The organism is Levilactobacillus wangkuiensis, assembly GCF_016861605.1.
GTDB classification, from domain to species: Bacteria; Bacillota; Bacilli; order Lactobacillales; family Lactobacillaceae; genus Levilactobacillus; species Levilactobacillus wangkuiensis.
This window is the reverse complement of the sequence record NZ_BOLM01000013.1, coordinates 54731-71686: the sequence shown is the minus strand read 5'-3', so window position 1 is coordinate 71686 and position 16956 is coordinate 54731. Positions and strand designations below refer to the sequence as shown.

Here is a 16956-nt window from a genome sequence, read left to right as displayed (position 1 = left end):
CACAGGTCTTCAAGAACATGCATCCGGTTATGCTTACGCCTTACTGTCCTGTGTTGCACTTGATTTGACAATTGGGGGCCTTAAAATTTTTAATTTTTTGTCCACATCACCCCAATTAGTGGTATAAATAGTTATGTAATCGGTTTACCTACATATATCCAGAGGAGATTTTTAGTTATGAGAAAAGCAGCATTGTTAACCGCTGTGGCCGCTACCGCCCTCTTATTTGGCGGTACCACGACCTTGGCGCACGCAAAGACGTATACCCAACACGGTAATGCGTTGGCCAACTACAACGTCAACAAGTATAAGACGGTTAAGAACAAGAACATGTTCGTTAAGCGTTACACGTTCAAGCAAAGTTACTCGGACATTTTCCAAACGACGCCAACCAGCATTTCCAGCACCAAGGGCAAGAAGGTCACCTTCAAGTCCAACGTGTTCCTGCCCGTCACCTACAACCGTTCCGCTGACTGGGGCAACCCCCAAAGTGAAGTGCTGTCCAAGGACGGCAACACCATGTACGAACTGATCACCACTAGCTCACAGAGCACGCGTGGCTGGATCGTTCGTTACAACCTCGGTGCTTTGCGGAGTAAATTTGGCATCAGCACCAACCACATGGACGCCCTGCGTCGCGCTTCTTACGACCACTCTGTCAAGCAAATGACCAGCACCGATAAGGCCATCATGAAATACATCAAGATTGGGCCTAAGTTTAACACCGGCCATGGTCAATCACTGGCCATGAACCCGAAGAACGGCCAACTCTGGTTCATTGGGGCTCCCGTCAAGGTTCACTCCAACGTGCAACAAGTTTCCACTAGCACGCTGAAGCCGACCAAGAAGATCAACTTCATGCTGAAGAGCACCGTTACCATGGGCTCGAACCTGACGTTTGATAAGAAGGGTAACGCTTACTTCTTCACTTACTCCAATGGCGGCTGGGCTCCTAAGGGCGCCGTCAAGATCTACAAGGGTAAGATCAACAAGAAGTCCGTTAAGTTCCACTTGGTCATGCAAGGCCTGCGTTACCGTCCAGGTACCAAGCCACAATCCATGGACTACAACGTTAAGCGCAACCGCCTGTACTTCCTCTCTGACAGCAGTATTTCATCCGTGCCCGTTTCCAAGCTGGGCCATTTGAAGGCTAGCCAGGTCGAAGCCACGAATCTCAACGGCAAGCGTGAATTCGAAAGTCTCCAATTCACCAAGAACGGTGCCGGTTACCTGATGACCAACAAGGCCGCCGAGTTGATGAAGACGACTAGTAACAACTTTTAGCTTATAATTGAAATGGAGCAGTAACTGCGAGTGGTCCGCAGCTACTGCTCTTTTTGGTTTGCTTCTTTTGTTTTTTTGTTATGTATTTGTTTGGAGATTAGGGTCAAAGGCGTGTAAAGACAGTGTGGTGGCTGACCTGCCGCCTGCGGCCGCTTTAGGTTGACTTCGCTCCTGTGGGGACCGGTGCCAGCCTGAGGAGCGGTCTGGCACCTCGCCTTGAAACCTCGCCCAGACCGCGAGTTTCCAAGGACGTCCCGTGCTGTAAGGCTGGGAAAAGCCCGCCCAGTCTAACACCACCGACACAGGGCTCGCAACCTAGCGTCTTCCGGCTCCACGGCCACCACTCTGCTCATACTGGGTCGAACATAACCAATGGTTTGGGTGGGGGGTGGTGCTCTCTGGCGGCGATGGTGCGGGTCTGGCGATGTTGTTACGTTGGATTGCGCTGGTGCTCTGGGATCATTGTGTTTAGATTGTGTTGGACCATCGCTCAGCTTTTATGTATGTGCCTAACGAAACGTTGTGGCGGGTGAAACCAGACTAACTCACAAATTTAAATCCACCACATTGTGGCCACCCTCCTCTTTCGTACTGGTCACGTCTATGTTAGCCGAGAGGGCGGAAAAAATGGGTCCAGCCGGGGGATTTTCTGAGTGCATTACTCAGAAAATGGTGACTTTGAGACGTGGGTTTCGGCTCAAAGCAAGTCTAGAGACCGCCCTTTGGCTCTAGGCGTCCTGCCCCCAGCGTTCCGATCCCATTTTTTCCGCCCGGTAAGGCGAGTTCAAAGACAAGACCAGTGACCAAGGACTGAACAAATGGTGAGGACAATGTTATACTGGCCCCGAGGTGGGCTTGACCCATCTGTGAAACACACCATAACTCAATCTCCAACAAAGGGAACACTAACGTCGCGGTCGGCATTAATGGTCCCTTTGCTAACTCTCTAAGTAATTTTGGACACCCAACTAGTACTGACACAGATTAGGAGACCTACAAAATGGCTATGGCGACGATTAACATCACTGACGCCCGTAAAAACTTAGAATCTTTAACTGATGATATTGTAGATTCCCAAGACTATGTCATCGTTACCAAGCCCCACAACCGCAATGTCGTTATTATGTCTGAAGACGAATTCAATTCCTGGCAAGAAACTTTGTATCTGTTAGAATCCCTAGCCAATCATCGTGCTTTAGATGCGTCAATTGATCAAATGCTAGCGGGCAACACCAAAACATCCTCCCAATCTGAATGGCAAAACACGCAAAGCTAGGCTTATCGACTGCTTTACGACCAAGCAGACCAGAGCCAGGCAATGGCAAAGACGATAATCAAAGCCAAAATTCCTTCTCTCATTTCTTGGCGGGTCGTGCGTCGTAGACTAACCTTAACGTGACGCGTTTCCAGTAATTTCAATTGCTAGACACCTCCCTTAGATTCACCCCTAACGTTACTTGTTTACCAGGTAAATAGCCACAGCAATCGTACCCATGGGATTATCCAATCAACTGGTTGTTAGTCGCCGGACCCAAGGACTTTCTACATAACTCAAAGAAGCACCCTCACCAAATCAACTTGGTCAGGGTGCTTCTTTAGTTGGCGCCACGCACCGAATCGCTGCCAGCTGGAGCCGCCGGAATTCTCCGGTAGCCAGTTGGATCACGATTTGGTCGTCAAATTCGCCCACGACCACGCCGTCAATGACGGTAATGGTCTGGTTATCATCGAGCACGTTAAGCTGGAGATGGACCGGACGATGGCTTTGCCAGGCTGCGACGAGACGCTCACTGACGTCCGCCGCAGTTTGCTCCGGAAATGGCTGTTCTACCTGCTCCGCCGCGTGCATTTTAGCCAAGGCACTGGTGTGGTCGGACAGGTAGAACCCGCCCCACTTCAGCATGCCGCGGTCCTGATAATCGCGTTGAAAAAAGTCTTGTGCGAGCTGATCATCTGACGATTTTTTCAGGTACATGGCGCTCACTTCCTAGCGAATCCAGCGTTGACTCAACGGCCAGCGCACGTGACCGAAGTCAACAAAATTTAACGTCAGCGCAGTTCCCTGCCGCACCTGACTGATGACGCGTTCCAGCACTTCCAAATCTGTCGTTCGCAGCGAATGCAACGGAATCGACCGTTCCCGGTGTTTCGGCCGGCGAATGTCCAAGAAAAAATTGAACACGTGACCATACTGGTTATTGACTACGTCGATGCGATACTGGCAGTGCCACTGCGCGGTAAAGAGGGGCTGCAGGCGCTCTAGAATCAGTGCCGACTCCTTGGTTTCATCAATCAAAACTATTCCCCCCATTATGCCCACCGACCAGCGCGGCCCGACTTAACATGGTCCCACCATGCATCAGACTGCTGGCCGGAATCACGGCCGTCTTGCCAAATTTATCCCGGAGCTCATCAAGAATCCGGTCGAACCGGTCATCCTTAATTTGTCGGTCAGGATCTTGGAACAGGTCCAGCTGCAACTTGCCGCTGTGGCTCAGCCGTGAGAGGCCCACGCCCAAGTTACGGACGGGTTGGCCCTCCCAGTTTTCCCGAAACAACGTCACAAATTCCCGGATAATCGTCTGGGCGTTGTCGGTCGGGTCGATACGGCGGCTGTGACTCATGCCACTGCGGCCATCGCTGGCTTTGCCATCCCAAGCAAAGCCCACGAAGAGACTGATACAGCCAGCCTGCTGGTGGTGATGCCGCATGCGTGAGGTCGTCTGCTGGACGATTTCGCGCAGGACCAATTCAATTTCTCGTTGGACGCGGTAGTCGCGGGGCAAGACCTGCGAGTTGCTCCAGCTCTTTTCCTTGGGCGGGCGGACCTGTTGGAAATGGCTGCGGTCGATGCCCCAGGCCAGGGCGAAGAGTTGCGCGCCAATCATCCCCATTTCATGGCGAAGTTCGTACGGATTGACGTGGGCCAGGTCGCCCATGCTGTGAATGCCCAAGCGTTGAAGGTGCGCGGCCGTGCGGTGACCGATGCTCCAGACCTTTTCCAGATTGGTGATGGGCCAAATGTGTTCGGGGAAGTTCTCGTAGGTCAGGTGGCCAATCAATTCGTGGTCGTGCTTCGCCTGCAGGTCGAGGGCCAGCTTGGCCTGCACGGGGTTCTCGCCAATACCCACGGTGGTGTACAGCCCCAGCTCGTTGCGAATGCGCAGTTGAATCTTGCGCGCCACCTCTTCTGGCGTGCGGCCAAATAACCGCCACGACTTGGTCATGTCCAGAATGGATTCATCGATTGAATAGGGAAAGAGATCGGTATCTGCCACGTACTCGCGGAAAATTTTGTTGATGGCCAAATTCTTCTGAATGTACAGATTCATTCGCGGTGGCACCACCAGAATCCGTTCATCGTGCGGGACCTCGTATTGCCGCGACACGTTACTGATGCCAAACAGCTTCTTCGCCATGGGCGAGGCCGCCAGCACCAGACCACTCCCCGTGTTGTCCGCTTCCGACATCACAATGATCACCGATTTCAGCGGATTCAGTCCCCGCTCAACGCTCTCGACGCTGGCGTAAAAGGACTTATTATCAATCATGAAAAATAATCCGTGCGGTTCCTGCGAGTAATCCATGGCGCATGCCTCCCTTGGTTTAAGCTCTTGCGTTACCCAGTCTCCGGAGGCGTGAAAATGGTGCGGAACGCTGTGGGCGCACGTCTGGAGCCAAAGGTCGGTCTCCAGACTTACTTTGAGCCGCTATCGCGTCTCAAAGATAGCACTGGTCTAAGCGGTAAAGCCACCGCTAAGGCCAGTCCCACGACTGACACCATTTTCACGTCTCCTGCGACAGACACTAGCTTAAACCGTTATCTAGCCATTCTGTCCAGTCAACGTAAACAAGTGCTTAACAACTTGCTGTTCTCATTATACGAACACTTGTTCTGATTTGCAAGGGGAAATTGCCTAATCTTGGCCATTTTTTTGCGATTCGTCGACTGGAAGGCCGCTCAGTCGTCAGCTCATTTCATTTATCCCGTGATTAGCGGTTATGAGTAGTTACCAATTTTTTAATAATATGCGGTACTCCGTAAACTACATAATCCACTGACCATCCAGCAAACCTTATTCATTTACTTAACCAACATTCTGTTATTTCATTCATTTTTGATAGCTTTTATTTGCGAGTCGTGTTAGAATGTACTTGTGAAGTTAGCCCTAGTCAACTAGCTTCCTCAACTTTTAAAACAGGATTGGTTTGCCGCACTTAAACACGGTGAAATCGATCCTGTTTTTTTCGTGATTTTAACGTTTAATTTGTCTGTTACAACTAGTCGGTTCTGGCCAACTGGATGCGCTTACCAATTTGAACCTTTTCACCCACAATCGATTGGTTGCGTGAAAAAGCACCACGGCGGTCCTTGAGGACGCTCCGTGGTGCTTCGTTTGCTTCTCTATTAAAAGGCTTGGCGCATGGCTTGCACATCCGCTACTGGGTCGGCACTGCGCGTCAACAAGGTGATGACCGCCACGCCAGCGGCCCCACTCTTGGCGATGGCTGACAGTGAGGCGACCGTCACGCCGCCAATGGCCACGATAGGCACGTTGGCTTGCTCGACCAATTTCTGCAGCCCATCGACACCCATGGCCGGGTCAGCGTCGTCCTTGGACACCGTCGGGTAGATAGGACCGCTGCCGATGTAGTCGATGCCGCGCAGCCTATTTGCCGTCGCGACCTGCTTGGCCGTGTTGCAGGACAGGCCGACAAACATGTCCCGGTCGGCCACTTCCTTGATCACGCTCTGAATTTTCTGGTCGCTTTGCCCTACGTGGATGCCGTCCGCGTTTAGCAGCAGCGCCAGTTCCACGTCGTCGTCCACGATAAAGGGAATGTTGGCGTCGTGACACTGGACCCGCAAGTCGCTGCCCAGCGCCAACCGTTGTTCATCGGTCAGCTGGCTGTTGCCCTTGTCTCGAAACTGAAAAGCCGTGATGCCGGCCTTTAGCATGGTTGCCAACACCTGACGTAAATCTTGACCGGGAACGTCCTGGCTCCCCGCCACAAAGTAGGCCCGCAATAGGCCTGGTTCAAACGTTACTGACATTACTCAGCGCCTCCTTGATTGTATGCCCAGTGGTTCAGTGGGCCGTGACCGTTGCCGACCGCGATGGGATTCGCGATGGCCGCCGTCACGTAATCTTTTCCGATACGAATCGCTGTTTCAAAGTCCTTGCCCTTAGCGAGTTCGGCGGTGATGCACGACGACAGCGTATCGCCCGTGCCGTGCGTCCGGACCGTATCCACCCGCGGCGCCGTCAGCCAAAATGATCGACCGTCCGCTAACAAAACAAAATCACTCGCTTGATCTGGCGTAGCCTCGTGACCGCCTTTAATGATGACGTTCTTGGCGCCGAGGTCCTGCAAGGCCACCGCCGCACGTTCCATCCCCTTGCCATCGGTGATGGTCGTGCCGGTCAGGCGTTCGGCCTCCGGCAAGTTTGGCGTCAACACGTCCGCCAATGGCACGAGTTCATCGCGCACCGTGGCCACCGCGTCGTCCGCCAACAGGGCCGCGCCGCCCTTGGCAATCATGACGGGATCAACTGTTAAGGGGCCAAAATTAGCTTTCTTTAAATTTTCAACGACCCCATGCACGTGCGCGGCATCCGCTAGCATCCCCGTCTTGCAGGCCCGAATCTTCAGGTCCGCCGCCAAGGACGCGAATTGTTCATCGATCAATTTCTGCGGTAGCGCCATAAAGTCCTGCACACCCAATGTGTTTTGCGCGGTCACCGCAACGATCACGGCCGTTGCGAAAACGTTGCGCTCCTGCATCGTTTTTAAATCCGCCATGACCCCGGCACCGCCGCCGCTGTCGGTCCCCGCAATCGTCAAGGTTTGTGGAAATTCATTTGCCATACTACCTTCATCCCTTCATCTGTTCGGGTTCAGCTCGCAGTCGCCTCCGGGATAATGAAAATCGGGCCGGAACGCGGTGGGCAGGACGTCAGAAGCCTGTGAAGCGGTCTTCTGACTCGCTTTGAACCGCCAGACCCGCGTTTCAAAGACGCCATTTCCTGATGAAATCAGGAAATCCCACGGCTGAGCCCATTTTCATTATCCCTCCGGCTGACACAAGTTGCGGCCGAACAGCCAGTCTTTGCTTTTGCTTTTGCTTTTGCTTACTTGATTTTACCTTTCGAGCTTTGCCACCCTCATAGCTTTAGCCAATCAATTCTTTTTCTATTGTACTTATGAATCCTTGCGTCTTTTATGCCTCGAAGTCGGCGATACCTTCAATATCTGCGACCGTGGTCGTTTGTAGGGCGTCTAGGAGTTTCATGATGAACGTGCCCGCCCCCAGGTTTGGCGTGGCGTCGTGGACCAGTTGGCCCGTGGCCGCGAAGACCAGGCAGGCCGTTTGGGCGGCTTCATAATAGTCGTCCGTGACCGCGCAGAAGGCCGCCACGATGCTCGATAGCATGTCGCCGGAGCCCACGTGGACCTGGAACAAGGACGTGCCATTCTTGACCTTGACCGCCCGGGTGCCGTCGGTGATGACGTCGGTGGGACCGGACAGGATGACCACGCAACTTAATTTCTGCGCGCAGGCCTTGGCGATGGCTTCGATGTCACCAGCGCCCTCACCCGCGTCGATGCCCTTGGCCTGCCATTCGACACCGGCCAGCGCCGCAATTTCACCGGCATTGCCGCGAATCACGTCCGGGTGGAAATCATTCAGGAGGCCGGTCGCCATCTGCATCCGGTATGTGACGGCGCCGACCGCCACCGGATCAATGACCAGTGGCCGGTGTTGCTGGTTAGCCGACTGCCCGACCGCGCGAATCTGCGTGATCTGCGTAGCGGTAACCGCTCCCAAATTCAGGCAAACGGCCCCAGCGAGTCCGACCATTTCGTCGGCCTCCGCCACTTCCTCAGACATGATGGGCGATGCGCCAATCGCGTTGATACCATTGGCCACGTCCTGAACGGTGACGAAGTTGGAAACGTTGAAAACAATGGGGTTCTTGGCTCGCAATTCATCTAACAATGCAACTTTCATGATTGTCCTCCCTTGATTAACGCCGCTGACTTTACCTGTGATCGATTGATGCTTCAAGCTGATATTTCAGCCACTAGTTAGGTCTAGAATACCAGGTAGTCAAGTCAATTGACCGGCTAGTGTTTCGCAACGGTCAGGTGGTTAACTAACCGTTTGGACAAATAAAAACGGGTCACCGGCTCACATCGAGGTGAACTGGTGGCCCGTCTGGGTGCCACGACACATTCCCTCCGCAAGTCTGAACTTGACAGGTTCCAAGGGATCGCGGTCACCCGCATCTCAGCCCAGTCGTGGACACCCCTAGTGTTCTAGTTAAGTTAAGTATAACAGGTTTCCACAACAGGGCAACGTCACTCGTATTAGTGGGTAATTCGTTGTGCCGCTTCACCAATGATCCGCCACAGCCGGTCGATGGTCTTATCCGACAAGAACCGCCGGACTAGCAAAATTTGACTGCCAGATCCGGCATGGTACCGGGTTTTCGGCCGCCGGGATAATGCCGCGCGGTCGACCAGTCTGGCAATCACCTGTGGCTTGCTGGAGAACCGTTTGACCGCGGTTAAAATGGCTGCCGCCCGGTCCGCCGTTTCCTGGTATGGCCCCTGCGCCGAGGTCTCACGAAGATGGCTAGCCGCAATGTCGGCCCACTCGGACTGGATGGCCCCGGGTTCGATGACCACCGTATCAATGCCCAGCGGCTTCAGTTCCAGCCGGAGTGCGTCGGAAAGGCCTTCGAGCGCAAATTTGGACGCCACGTACCAGCTGGCCAGTGGTTGCGCCACCTTGCCGTCCACCGAAGTGATATTAATGATCCGACCGCTATGTTGCTGGCGCATCATGGGCAGAACGGATTGAATCAACCGCGCCGCCCCAAATAAGTTCACGTCAAATTGGTCACGGGCCTGGTCCATGGGCACGTCTTCCAGCGCCCCCATCAGGCCATAACCAGCGTTGTTCACTAAAATATCGACCCGCCCGGTTTCGCTCACGATACGGTCGACCACGTTCTCCACGCTGATGGGGTCCGTCACGTCTAACGCCAACGTGGTGATGCCCAAGTCGTCTAAATCATTCATTCGGTTGACCCGCCGCGCACCCGCGTAAACAATCACGCCGTTACGGTGCAGGCTGCGGGCAATCGCATTGCCGATGCCGGATGAGGCACCAGTCACTAAAGCCACTTTTTTCATAAAATAACCCTCCTCTGGGTTGGTTCTGGGTTCTGGGGTTGTGCTTCTCCACCTGCGGCTGAATTAGGTTCTCCCGCCTGTGGGGCAACCCACTGAAGCCAAAAGGCGGTCTTCAGTGGCGCCTTGAAACCTCGCTAAGGTTCGCGAGTTTCCAAGGTCGGCCCGTGCTGTAAGCCGGCTAAAAAACGCCGACTAACACCACTGTCACAGGTCTCTGAACCTATTCAGCCTCCGGTTCCGAAGCCCAACCCCAGAACCACGCCTCGTTTGTCTTTTTTCTTCGTTCTTCTATTGTGTGTCAGTCTTATTTGAACTAGCTCTAACGACCATCGTTATTAGATGGTCCGTCATCAAAGTTGCTTGCCTTTAGAATAGTCAGTTTTAGTAAGCGATTGCAATTAATCTGACATCTTTTATGGGATTATTGGGAAAATAGATTTGACCAAATAATGTAGCGAACTACTAATTGGAAAGTATCGACTGAAAATCTAGATAAATCGTTCCGAATTTCGGGTCAAATCACCTGATGATTAAGCTCAAGTGGCAGTTACCCTGGAGAAAATCCTTCTACAACCCAATCTCTTCTTGTGTCGGTAAAAACTAGTTTGTTCCCTACCTGAGTAAAACGCAACCACAACATCAAACCCACCACACAACAACCCAATGAAGCCATAACCGCAAGCAGTTAACGACACTCACCATGTAGGCCTGCAGGGTGCTGAAAAATAGGCTCAGCCGGGGGATTTTCTGAGTGTTCTTCTCAGGAAATGGCGACTTTGAGACTCGCCCTTGGAGGCTCAAAGCGAGCCTGAAGACCGCCCCTCAGGCTTCGGGCGTCCTGCCCACAGCGTTCCGGCCTATTTTTCAGCACCCGGAAGGCGCCACCAACGACAAGCTTAAACCGTTAACTGCTTACGATCATTGTAGAAGCCGCGGTAGGCCCAGTAGCACGCCAGCACCGACCCAATACTAGTCGCCGACATCAGCATGAAGGTGACCATGATTTGATATTTAATCGCCCGCACCGGGTCGACGCCCGCGAAGATCAGACCGGACATCATCCCCGGCAAACTCACGATACCCACGGTCTTGGCGGAATCAATCGTCGGCTGCATGCCGGTCTTGATGCTGTCGCGGAGGATTTCCCTGGAGGCATCCTTCAGGTCCGCGCCCAATGCTAATTTTTCCAGCACGGCCTGGCGCTCCTGTCTGAACTGGGCGTTGAGGTTGCGATAGCACAGGCCAATCGCGACCATCGAGTTGGAGGCAATCATCCCCGAGATGGGAATCATCTGGCTCGGAATGAACTTGATGGCGCCGGCCAGCATCAACACGCCCAGCGTCACGCCGGTACTGATCAGAATGGCCCCAATTGAAATCGGTAGAGCGTTGGGAATCCCATTACTCCGCTGTTTGGCGTTGTAGCCCGCGTTGAAAATAATAATCAAAATCAAAATTGCCGTTAGCCAAATATTATTGAGGCGAAAGACGTATTTTAACAAATAGCCGACCACAAACAGTTGAATCACAGCGCGCACGACCCCGATGATCATGTCGCGGTCGATGCCGAGTTTTTCCTTCCAGCCGATTGCCAGGGCAATCACGACCAGCCCCAACGCCAACATCAAGGATTGATTATTCACTGCTAAATTCATTTAGGCACCTCCCACGATGCGGCCGTTCTCAATGGTCACCAGCCGTTTGGCCGCGTCGATTTCCGCTTGGTCATGCGTGATAGCGATGATGGTCAGGTTGTCATCCTGGTTAAAATGTTCGACCAAAGACCAGACAAACGCCTTGTTCTCGGCATCCAGCCCGGCCGTCACCTCGTCTAAGATCAGGACTTCCGGGTAGATCATCACGTTGCGTAACAGAGCGACCCGCTGTCGTTGCCCACCGGACAGGTCGTTAACACCCTTGTCCAGGTCACTGGCGCTCAATCCCACGTATGCCAGTCCCCTAACGGCCCGTTCCTCGTCAAACGGTAACTGGCGGATTTGATACGGAAAGCTCAGGTTATCGCGTACCGTTTGCCCAAACAGGGTCGGTTGTTGGAAGCTGTACGAGACCCGCCGCCGGTACGCGATGGGGTCGTAGTTTTCCACCGATTGGCCATCAAACAGTAGCGTCCCACTGGTTGGACTCAGCAACGACGCGATCAGCCGCACCAGCGTGGACTTGCCCCCGCCGGACGGTCCCGACAGCGTCACCCACTCCTGGGCATCGATGGTCAGGTTAATCTCTTGTAGGATGGGCGTATCGTCTACCTGGTAGCCCACATGTTGCAATTCAATCAAACTCACGAGTCATCCCTCCTCATTTGAAATGTTCTCACTAATTGTACCCAAACGCCGGTCCTTTCACTATGGAAACGACTCCACAATTTTTCGAATCGTCACCAGGGACTTAGTGGGTGCACGCCACCACTAATTTCCGAACCGGCCACGGCCCGGCGACTGCTAAAGTTTGGTATAATGTTTAGGACCGTGTTAATCGGTAAGTGTCTGACACTTTATGACTGAAGTTTTATATAGGAGAAAATATGCCAAACTTTGAATCCAATAATCACCGTGGCAACAATTATAACCGCCACGACCATAGCGACCGGCAAGACCGGCACAGCAACGACCGTAACCGCAATGACCGGCACAGTTACCGCGACCAACGCGGGGACAACCACCACGACCGCGGCTACAACGACCGCCGGCGTCAGGAACGGGAAGCGCCCAGCGTCGAGGTGGAGGTTGGCCAACGTTTTCCACTGACCATCAAGCGCATGGGAATCAACGGCGAGGGAATCGGCTACTACAAGCGGATGACCGTCTTCGTGCCCGGTGCCCTGACCGGTGAAGAGGCCGTCGTCGAGGTCACCAACGTGGCAAACCGCTACTTACGCGGCAAAGTCCACCGGATTCGCCTCGCCAGTCCCCACCGGGTTGAACCCCGCGACAGCTACGCCGATGAAGTCGGTGGCTTCGAGCTAGAACATTTAGCTTATCCCGAACAATTGGCCTTCAAACGCGACATCGTGGCCCAATCCCTGGAACGCTACCAACCCCAAGGTTTCCACAGCTACGATCTCCGGCCAACGCTCGGCATGACCGACCCTTACGGCTACCGCAACAAGGCCCAATTCCAGGTTCGGCGCAACGCCGACGGTAAAATCGAAGCCGGACTGTACGCCGAACGCAGCCATGATTTAGTCGATCTGGCGACCTGCTCCGTGCAAATGCCCGCCACCATGACCGTCATGCGCGCCGTCGTGGCCATGCTTCAAGACCTGGACATGCCCATTTACGATGAAGAAGCCGGCTCCGGTATCGTGAAAACGCTGGTCGTTCGGGCCGCCGCGCACACCGACGACGTCCAACTGACCATCATCACCAATTCCCAGAAGCTGCCCCGCAAGCACGAATTGCTGGACCGCATCGCCGCGGAGCTGCCCCAAGTGACCTCCGTCATGCAAAACGTCAACCCCGGGAAGACCTCTCTGGTCTGGGGCGACGAGACCAAGCATTTGGCCGGCAACGACGCGATTACTGAAAAATTAGACGGCCTATCTTTCAAGCTGTCCGCTCGTGCCTTTCTACAATTGAACCCGAGCCAGATGGAAGTCCTCTACGGTGAGGCCAAGAAGGCCCTGGACCTCCAACCGGGCGAGACCGTGGTCGACGCCTACTCCGGTATCGGAACGATTGGCCTGTCCTTAGCCGACGTGGCCGAAGAGGTTCGCGGGATGGATGTCATCCCCGAAGCCGTCGACGATGCCAACGCCAACGCGGCCGCTAACGGCATTACCAACGCCCATTACGAAGTTGGGACCGCCGAAGAGCTGTTGCCAAAATGGCTGATGGCGGGCTTCCGGCCGGACGCAATCGTGGTCGATCCACCCCGTACTGGTCTGGACGACGCGCTGATCGATACCATCCTTGGCGTGCGCCCCGAGAAGTTCGTTTACATTTCCTGCAACCCCTCGACTTTGGCCAAGGACCTGGTCAAATTAACCAGCGATTACCAGGTTGATTACATCCAGTCCGTGGACATGATGCCCCAAACGGCCCGGTGCGAAGCGGTCGTTAAACTTAGTCGCCGTCAATAGATTAATAGGTAGCATGCACTTTTCGTGTTAGACTTTTAGTTAAACATCGGTTACGGGTCCTGAACTAGCCGCCTGACCGGGTAGCGAAAATAAGTCGCTATCCAGTCCGTTCCCGGCGTCGGGTTCAACCAGCCCTGCTGTGGAGAACGGCTCCAGCCTAAGGAGCGGTCTGGGGCCTCGACTTGAAACCTCGCTGAAAATCGCGAGTTTCCAAGGTCGTCCCGTGCTCTAGGCTGAGCAAGAACCTCAGCCAAGACCACCGACACAGCCGGTCAGGTTGACCCGCCTCTGGTCACTCACATGGGTCGTGATATTTTCACTACCTGCTCGGTTCATGCTGGTTGATGACCCACTGGAATATTTTCCACGTGCGTACTTGTGAATGACTACCTTGTAGTTTGCAATCTATTATCTGCTTAACGGATTAATTGGATTACTAGTACCCCCCGATGTTTGGACAAACACCAAATCAATGATACCTATCGAATTTTTAGAAAGTTGGCAAATGACATGCAAGATCCTTTCAAGGGCTTTAACGACGATGACGATGATCAAAACAATCAAAATGGTGACGGCCCTCAAGGACTGCCGTTACCCCCAAACTATGCGACCGTCGTTAACCCTGAGACGGGGAATATGCGGATCGCCAAGGTTGGTTTCTCGTGGACGATGTTCTTCTTCAGTCCCCTCCCTAGTATTTTTCGGGCGGACTGGTACAACTTCCTTTGTATTGTCGGAGTTGAGTTGGGCGCGTTCATGCTCCTATCGATGACCACGACTGCCAGCCAGTTTGCCGTGATCATCAACTCCTCCTTCACCCTGTTCTTCGGACTGGTGTGGGGATCACTTTACAACCTGATGTACTTCAAGCACCTATTCAACCGCGGTTTCCGCCCAGCAGATGCGCGGTCACGCGACCTCTTAACGCGGACCCATTACTGGTCCCAACCCAAAGAGTAAGTGGCTTAGGGATTCGGTTACTAAATTTTACCTAAACGAAAAGGATTGACTCAGCTTTGATGACTGAATCAATCCTTTTTTGGTGCAGATGATTATTGTTTTAGACGTTAAACGCGAGAATACAAAACCCGTTATCGCAGACCACATAATGCTTAATACAACGCTCTCAACCAATAGGCAGACTGGGTGACCCCACCATATGGCTGGTGAAAACGTCTGGCCGATGTTAGTGACCAGAGGCGGATCAAGTTGACCAGCTGTGTCGGTGGGCTTAACTGAGTGGTTTTTCTCAGTTTAGCCCACGGGACAACCTTTGAGACCGCTTTTCAGGCTCAAAGTTGAGGTGGAAGCCCGCCTCTCAGGCTGGATCCGGCCCCACAGCAGGGCAACTTGAATCCGTCGCCGGGAACGAAAGGCCAGTACAGTTTCACCATACCAAACGAAAGGAGGTTGCCTTGTCTTGGATAGCTGTCACGTTACTTGACCTACTCGCATTTGGCGTTGTTTTGATATCGCTCTGTACTTTGTTGGTGCATCGATTGACGAGCTTCGTTAAGGCTATCGTTAAGTTACAAAAGACGTGGCACAAGTTTAAACATCCAGACAAATAAAAAATCGCCCTCTAAACTTACGACGGTTTAGGACGATTTTTGTTCGGTTTATAACTGTCGGTCGTGAATAACGACTCTGCCATTGGCGGGGGTGCTCGAACACCTTCGCCTTTGTTGCGTTCAGTATACCATGAGATTTAACTGATTCCCATCATTTAATCGTCAGAAAAATTTTCTACTTGCCTTGAAGTCGACTCCAAGGTTTATACTTCAGTCATCAAATTCTGAAAGGATGTTTTGTCTGATGATTAAAAACAAAGTTGTTCTCATCACTGGTGCCTCCTCTGGCATTGGTGCCGCAACCGCAAAGCTACTCGCAAGTAAAGGGGCCAAATTGGTGCTTGGTGCCCGCCGCGAAGACAAGCTTCAGGCTCTGACCGAAGAAATTGAAGCTGCTGGCGGGACTGCCGCTTACCAAACCCTTGACGTGACTGACGCTGAAGCTAACAAACAAATCGTTCAATTTGCCAAGGAGACTTTCGGCCGGTTAGATGTCGTCTTTCTTAATGCCGGTCTGATGCCTAACTCCCCCCTGTCTGAACTGAAGACGGACGAATGGAACAGTATGATTGACGTCAATATTAAAGGCGTGCTTAACGGTATCGCTGCTGTACTCCCAACTTTCAAAGCTCAAAAGTCTGGTCACGTCATTGCGACGTCTTCCGTGGCTGGGCTCAAAGCCTACCCCGGTGGTGCAGTATACGGCGCAACTAAATGGGCCGTCCGTGACCTGATGGAAGTTCTCCGAATGGAATCCGCTCAGGAAAATAGTCATATTCGGACTGCCACCATTTACCCCGCTGCTATCAAAACAGAATTACTCGAAACAACGACTGATCAAGCCACGCTAAAGAATGCGCAACAACTTTACGACGATTACCAAATTGACCCCGACCGTATCGCCAACGTGATTGCTTTTGCCATCGATCAACCTGAAGATACCAACGTTAATGAATTCACGGTAGGCCCCACCGATCAACCATGGTAAACTGGAGCTACTATGAAAATCAAAGAAGTTTCAGCTAAATTCAACATCTCAGCCGACACCCTCCGCTATTGGGAACGGGAGGGCGCCATTCCCCCAGTTAGTCGCGATAAGGCCGGCTACCGGGACTACGATGACGAGGATCTCGACTGGATTACGTTTGCAAAATGCATGCGCGAAGCCGGCGTCAGCATTGAATACCTTATTGAGTACCTCACGTTATTCAAGCAAGGAGATACCACATTGCAGGCACGTAAGGACCTATTAGGCGAGCAACTAGAGACGATTGCCCAGCGGCTGCATGAGATTCAACACACGTATGATTTGATCAAGGAAAAAACTGAACACTATGAAGCCCACGTTGAGGGCTACCATGGCAAATTGTCGCAATAGCACCGCTAATTTGACAGTTAGATTTTATCTAAGCGAAAAGGATTGACTCAGCTTTGATGGCTGGATCAATCCTTTTTTTGGTGCAGATGATTGTTGTTTTAGACGCTAAACGTGGGGATACCAAATATCAGACCACATAATGCTCTCAACCAATAGGCAGACTAGCGACCCCACCATGTGTCGGGTGAAAAAGCCTGGCCGATGTTAGTGACCAGAGGCGGATCAAGCTGACCAGCTGTATCGGTGGTCTTAACTGAGTGGTTTTCTCAGTTTAGCCCACGGGACAACCTTTGAGACCGCTTCTCAGGCTCAAAGTTGAGGTGGAAGCCCGCCTCTCAGGCTGGAACCGGCCCCACAGCAGGGCAACTTGAATCCGCCGTCGGGAACGAAAGGCTAGTGCAGTTTCACCATGCCAAACG

At 52.9% G+C, this 16956-nt stretch carries 16 protein-coding genes and 1 riboswitch; of the genes, 6 read left to right on the top strand and 10 right to left on the bottom strand.

The features are described 5' to 3' along the window. Positions 1 to 177 precede the first annotated feature (177 nt). The gene (locus tag JUF13_RS10015) at positions 178 to 1284 is read left to right on the top strand and encodes a hypothetical protein (RefSeq protein WP_203639567.1); all 1107 of its coding nucleotides are present in this window, start codon (positions 178 to 180) and stop codon (positions 1282 to 1284) included. Positions 1285 to 2284: 1000 nt separating this feature from the next. Beyond that, complete coding sequence (locus JUF13_RS10010; protein ID WP_203639566.1) at positions 2285 to 2560, top strand: type II toxin-antitoxin system Phd/YefM family antitoxin; 276 nt, start codon at positions 2285 to 2287, stop codon at positions 2558 to 2560. Positions 2561 to 2574: 14 nt separating this feature from the next. Here JUF13_RS10010 and JUF13_RS14510 read toward each other — a convergent pair whose 3' ends face one another. The 10 genes from JUF13_RS14510 to JUF13_RS09965 form a co-directional block, all read right to left on the bottom strand. After that, positions 2575 to 2703 (bottom strand): hypothetical protein, encoded by a 129-nt coding sequence (locus tag JUF13_RS14510; RefSeq protein ID WP_263972792.1) that lies wholly within the window; start codon positions 2701 to 2703, stop codon positions 2575 to 2577. Positions 2704 to 2866: 163 nt separating this feature from the next. Further along, complete coding sequence (locus JUF13_RS10005) at positions 2867 to 3259, bottom strand: hypothetical protein (protein ID WP_203639565.1); 393 nt, start codon at positions 3257 to 3259, stop codon at positions 2867 to 2869. 12 nt (positions 3260 to 3271) lie between these two features. Next, complete coding sequence (locus JUF13_RS10000; protein WP_203639564.1) at positions 3272 to 3580, bottom strand: hypothetical protein; 309 nt, start codon at positions 3578 to 3580, stop codon at positions 3272 to 3274. Further along, positions 3573 to 4871, bottom strand: coding sequence for a Y-family DNA polymerase (locus JUF13_RS09995; protein ID WP_203639563.1), 1299 nt, complete (start codon positions 4869 to 4871; stop codon positions 3573 to 3575). Before JUF13_RS09995 ends, JUF13_RS10000 begins: the two co-directional genes overlap by 8 nt. Before the next feature lie 821 nt (positions 4872 to 5692). Further along, positions 5693 to 6340, bottom strand: a complete 648-nt coding sequence (gene thiE / locus JUF13_RS09990) for a thiamine phosphate synthase (RefSeq protein WP_203639562.1) — start codon at positions 6338 to 6340, stop codon at positions 5693 to 5695. Beyond that, positions 6340 to 7155: a bifunctional hydroxymethylpyrimidine kinase/phosphomethylpyrimidine kinase gene (gene thiD, locus JUF13_RS09985; RefSeq protein WP_203639561.1), complete on the bottom strand. Its 816-nt coding sequence runs from the start codon at positions 7153 to 7155 to the stop codon at positions 6340 to 6342. Before thiD ends, thiE begins: the two co-directional genes overlap by 1 nt. Before the next feature lie 352 nt (positions 7156 to 7507). Continuing rightward, positions 7508 to 8299: a hydroxyethylthiazole kinase gene (gene thiM, locus JUF13_RS09980; RefSeq protein WP_203639560.1), complete on the bottom strand. Its 792-nt coding sequence runs from the start codon at positions 8297 to 8299 to the stop codon at positions 7508 to 7510. A 207-nt stretch (positions 8300 to 8506) separates the two neighbouring features. Further along, positions 8507 to 8611, bottom strand: a riboswitch (TPP riboswitch). A 47-nt stretch (positions 8612 to 8658) separates the two neighbouring features. Continuing rightward, positions 8659 to 9489 (bottom strand): oxidoreductase, encoded by an 831-nt coding sequence (locus tag JUF13_RS09975; protein ID WP_203639559.1) that lies wholly within the window; start codon positions 9487 to 9489, stop codon positions 8659 to 8661. 896 nt (positions 9490 to 10385) lie between these two features. Further along, the gene (locus tag JUF13_RS09970; RefSeq protein ID WP_203639558.1) at positions 10386 to 11144 is read right to left on the bottom strand and encodes an ABC transporter permease; all 759 of its coding nucleotides are present in this window, start codon (positions 11142 to 11144) and stop codon (positions 10386 to 10388) included. Further along, the gene (locus tag JUF13_RS09965; protein WP_203639557.1) at positions 11145 to 11792 is read right to left on the bottom strand and encodes an ABC transporter ATP-binding protein; all 648 of its coding nucleotides are present in this window, start codon (positions 11790 to 11792) and stop codon (positions 11145 to 11147) included. 239 nt (positions 11793 to 12031) lie between these two features. Here JUF13_RS09965 and rlmD point away from each other — a divergent pair, with 239 nt between their 5' ends. The 4 genes from rlmD to JUF13_RS09945 all read left to right on the top strand — a co-directional run bounded on the left by rlmD (position 12032) and on the right by JUF13_RS09945 (position 16537). After that, positions 12032 to 13588: a 23S rRNA (uracil(1939)-C(5))-methyltransferase RlmD gene (rlmD, locus tag JUF13_RS09960; protein ID WP_203639556.1), complete on the top strand. Its 1557-nt coding sequence runs from the start codon at positions 12032 to 12034 to the stop codon at positions 13586 to 13588. Between the two features lie 510 nt (positions 13589 to 14098). Then, a complete protein-coding gene (locus JUF13_RS09955; RefSeq protein WP_203639555.1) occupies positions 14099 to 14548 on the top strand; it encodes a hypothetical protein in 450 nt (149 codons plus the stop codon). A gap of 855 nt (positions 14549 to 15403) precedes the next feature. Next, complete coding sequence (locus tag JUF13_RS09950; RefSeq protein WP_203639554.1) at positions 15404 to 16147, top strand: SDR family oxidoreductase; 744 nt, start codon at positions 15404 to 15406, stop codon at positions 16145 to 16147. Positions 16148 to 16159: 12 nt separating this feature from the next. Further along, positions 16160 to 16537 (top strand): MerR family transcriptional regulator, encoded by a 378-nt coding sequence (locus JUF13_RS09945; RefSeq protein ID WP_203639553.1) that lies wholly within the window; start codon positions 16160 to 16162, stop codon positions 16535 to 16537. Positions 16538 to 16956 lie beyond the last annotated feature (419 nt).

Coding starts and splice junctions, on each gene's coding strand:
- JUF13_RS09995 (WP_203639563.1), bottom strand. CDS start 4,871: ATGGATTACTCGCAGGAACCGCACGGATTATTTTTCATGATTGATAAT.
- JUF13_RS10010 (WP_203639566.1), top strand. CDS start 2,285: ATGGCTATGGCGACGATTAACATCACTGACGCCCGTAAAAACTTAGAA.
- thiM (WP_203639560.1), bottom strand. CDS start 8,299: ATGAAAGTTGCATTGTTAGATGAATTGCGAGCCAAGAACCCCATTGTT.
- JUF13_RS10015 (WP_203639567.1), top strand. CDS start 178: ATGAGAAAAGCAGCATTGTTAACCGCTGTGGCCGCTACCGCCCTCTTA.
- JUF13_RS09945 (WP_203639553.1), top strand. CDS start 16,160: ATGAAAATCAAAGAAGTTTCAGCTAAATTCAACATCTCAGCCGACACC.
- JUF13_RS09950 (WP_203639554.1), top strand. CDS start 15,404: ATGATTAAAAACAAAGTTGTTCTCATCACTGGTGCCTCCTCTGGCATT.
- JUF13_RS09970 (WP_203639558.1), bottom strand. CDS start 11,144: ATGAATTTAGCAGTGAATAATCAATCCTTGATGTTGGCGTTGGGGCTG.
- thiE (WP_203639562.1), bottom strand. CDS start 6,340: ATGTCAGTAACGTTTGAACCAGGCCTATTGCGGGCCTACTTTGTGGCG.
- JUF13_RS09955 (WP_203639555.1), top strand. CDS start 14,099: ATGCAAGATCCTTTCAAGGGCTTTAACGACGATGACGATGATCAAAAC.
- JUF13_RS09975 (WP_203639559.1), bottom strand. CDS start 9,489: ATGAAAAAAGTGGCTTTAGTGACTGGTGCCTCATCCGGCATCGGCAAT.
- thiD (WP_203639561.1), bottom strand. CDS start 7,155: ATGGCAAATGAATTTCCACAAACCTTGACGATTGCGGGGACCGACAGC.
- JUF13_RS10005 (WP_203639565.1), bottom strand. CDS start 3,259: ATGTACCTGAAAAAATCGTCAGATGATCAGCTCGCACAAGACTTTTTT.
- rlmD (WP_203639556.1), top strand. CDS start 12,032: ATGCCAAACTTTGAATCCAATAATCACCGTGGCAACAATTATAACCGC.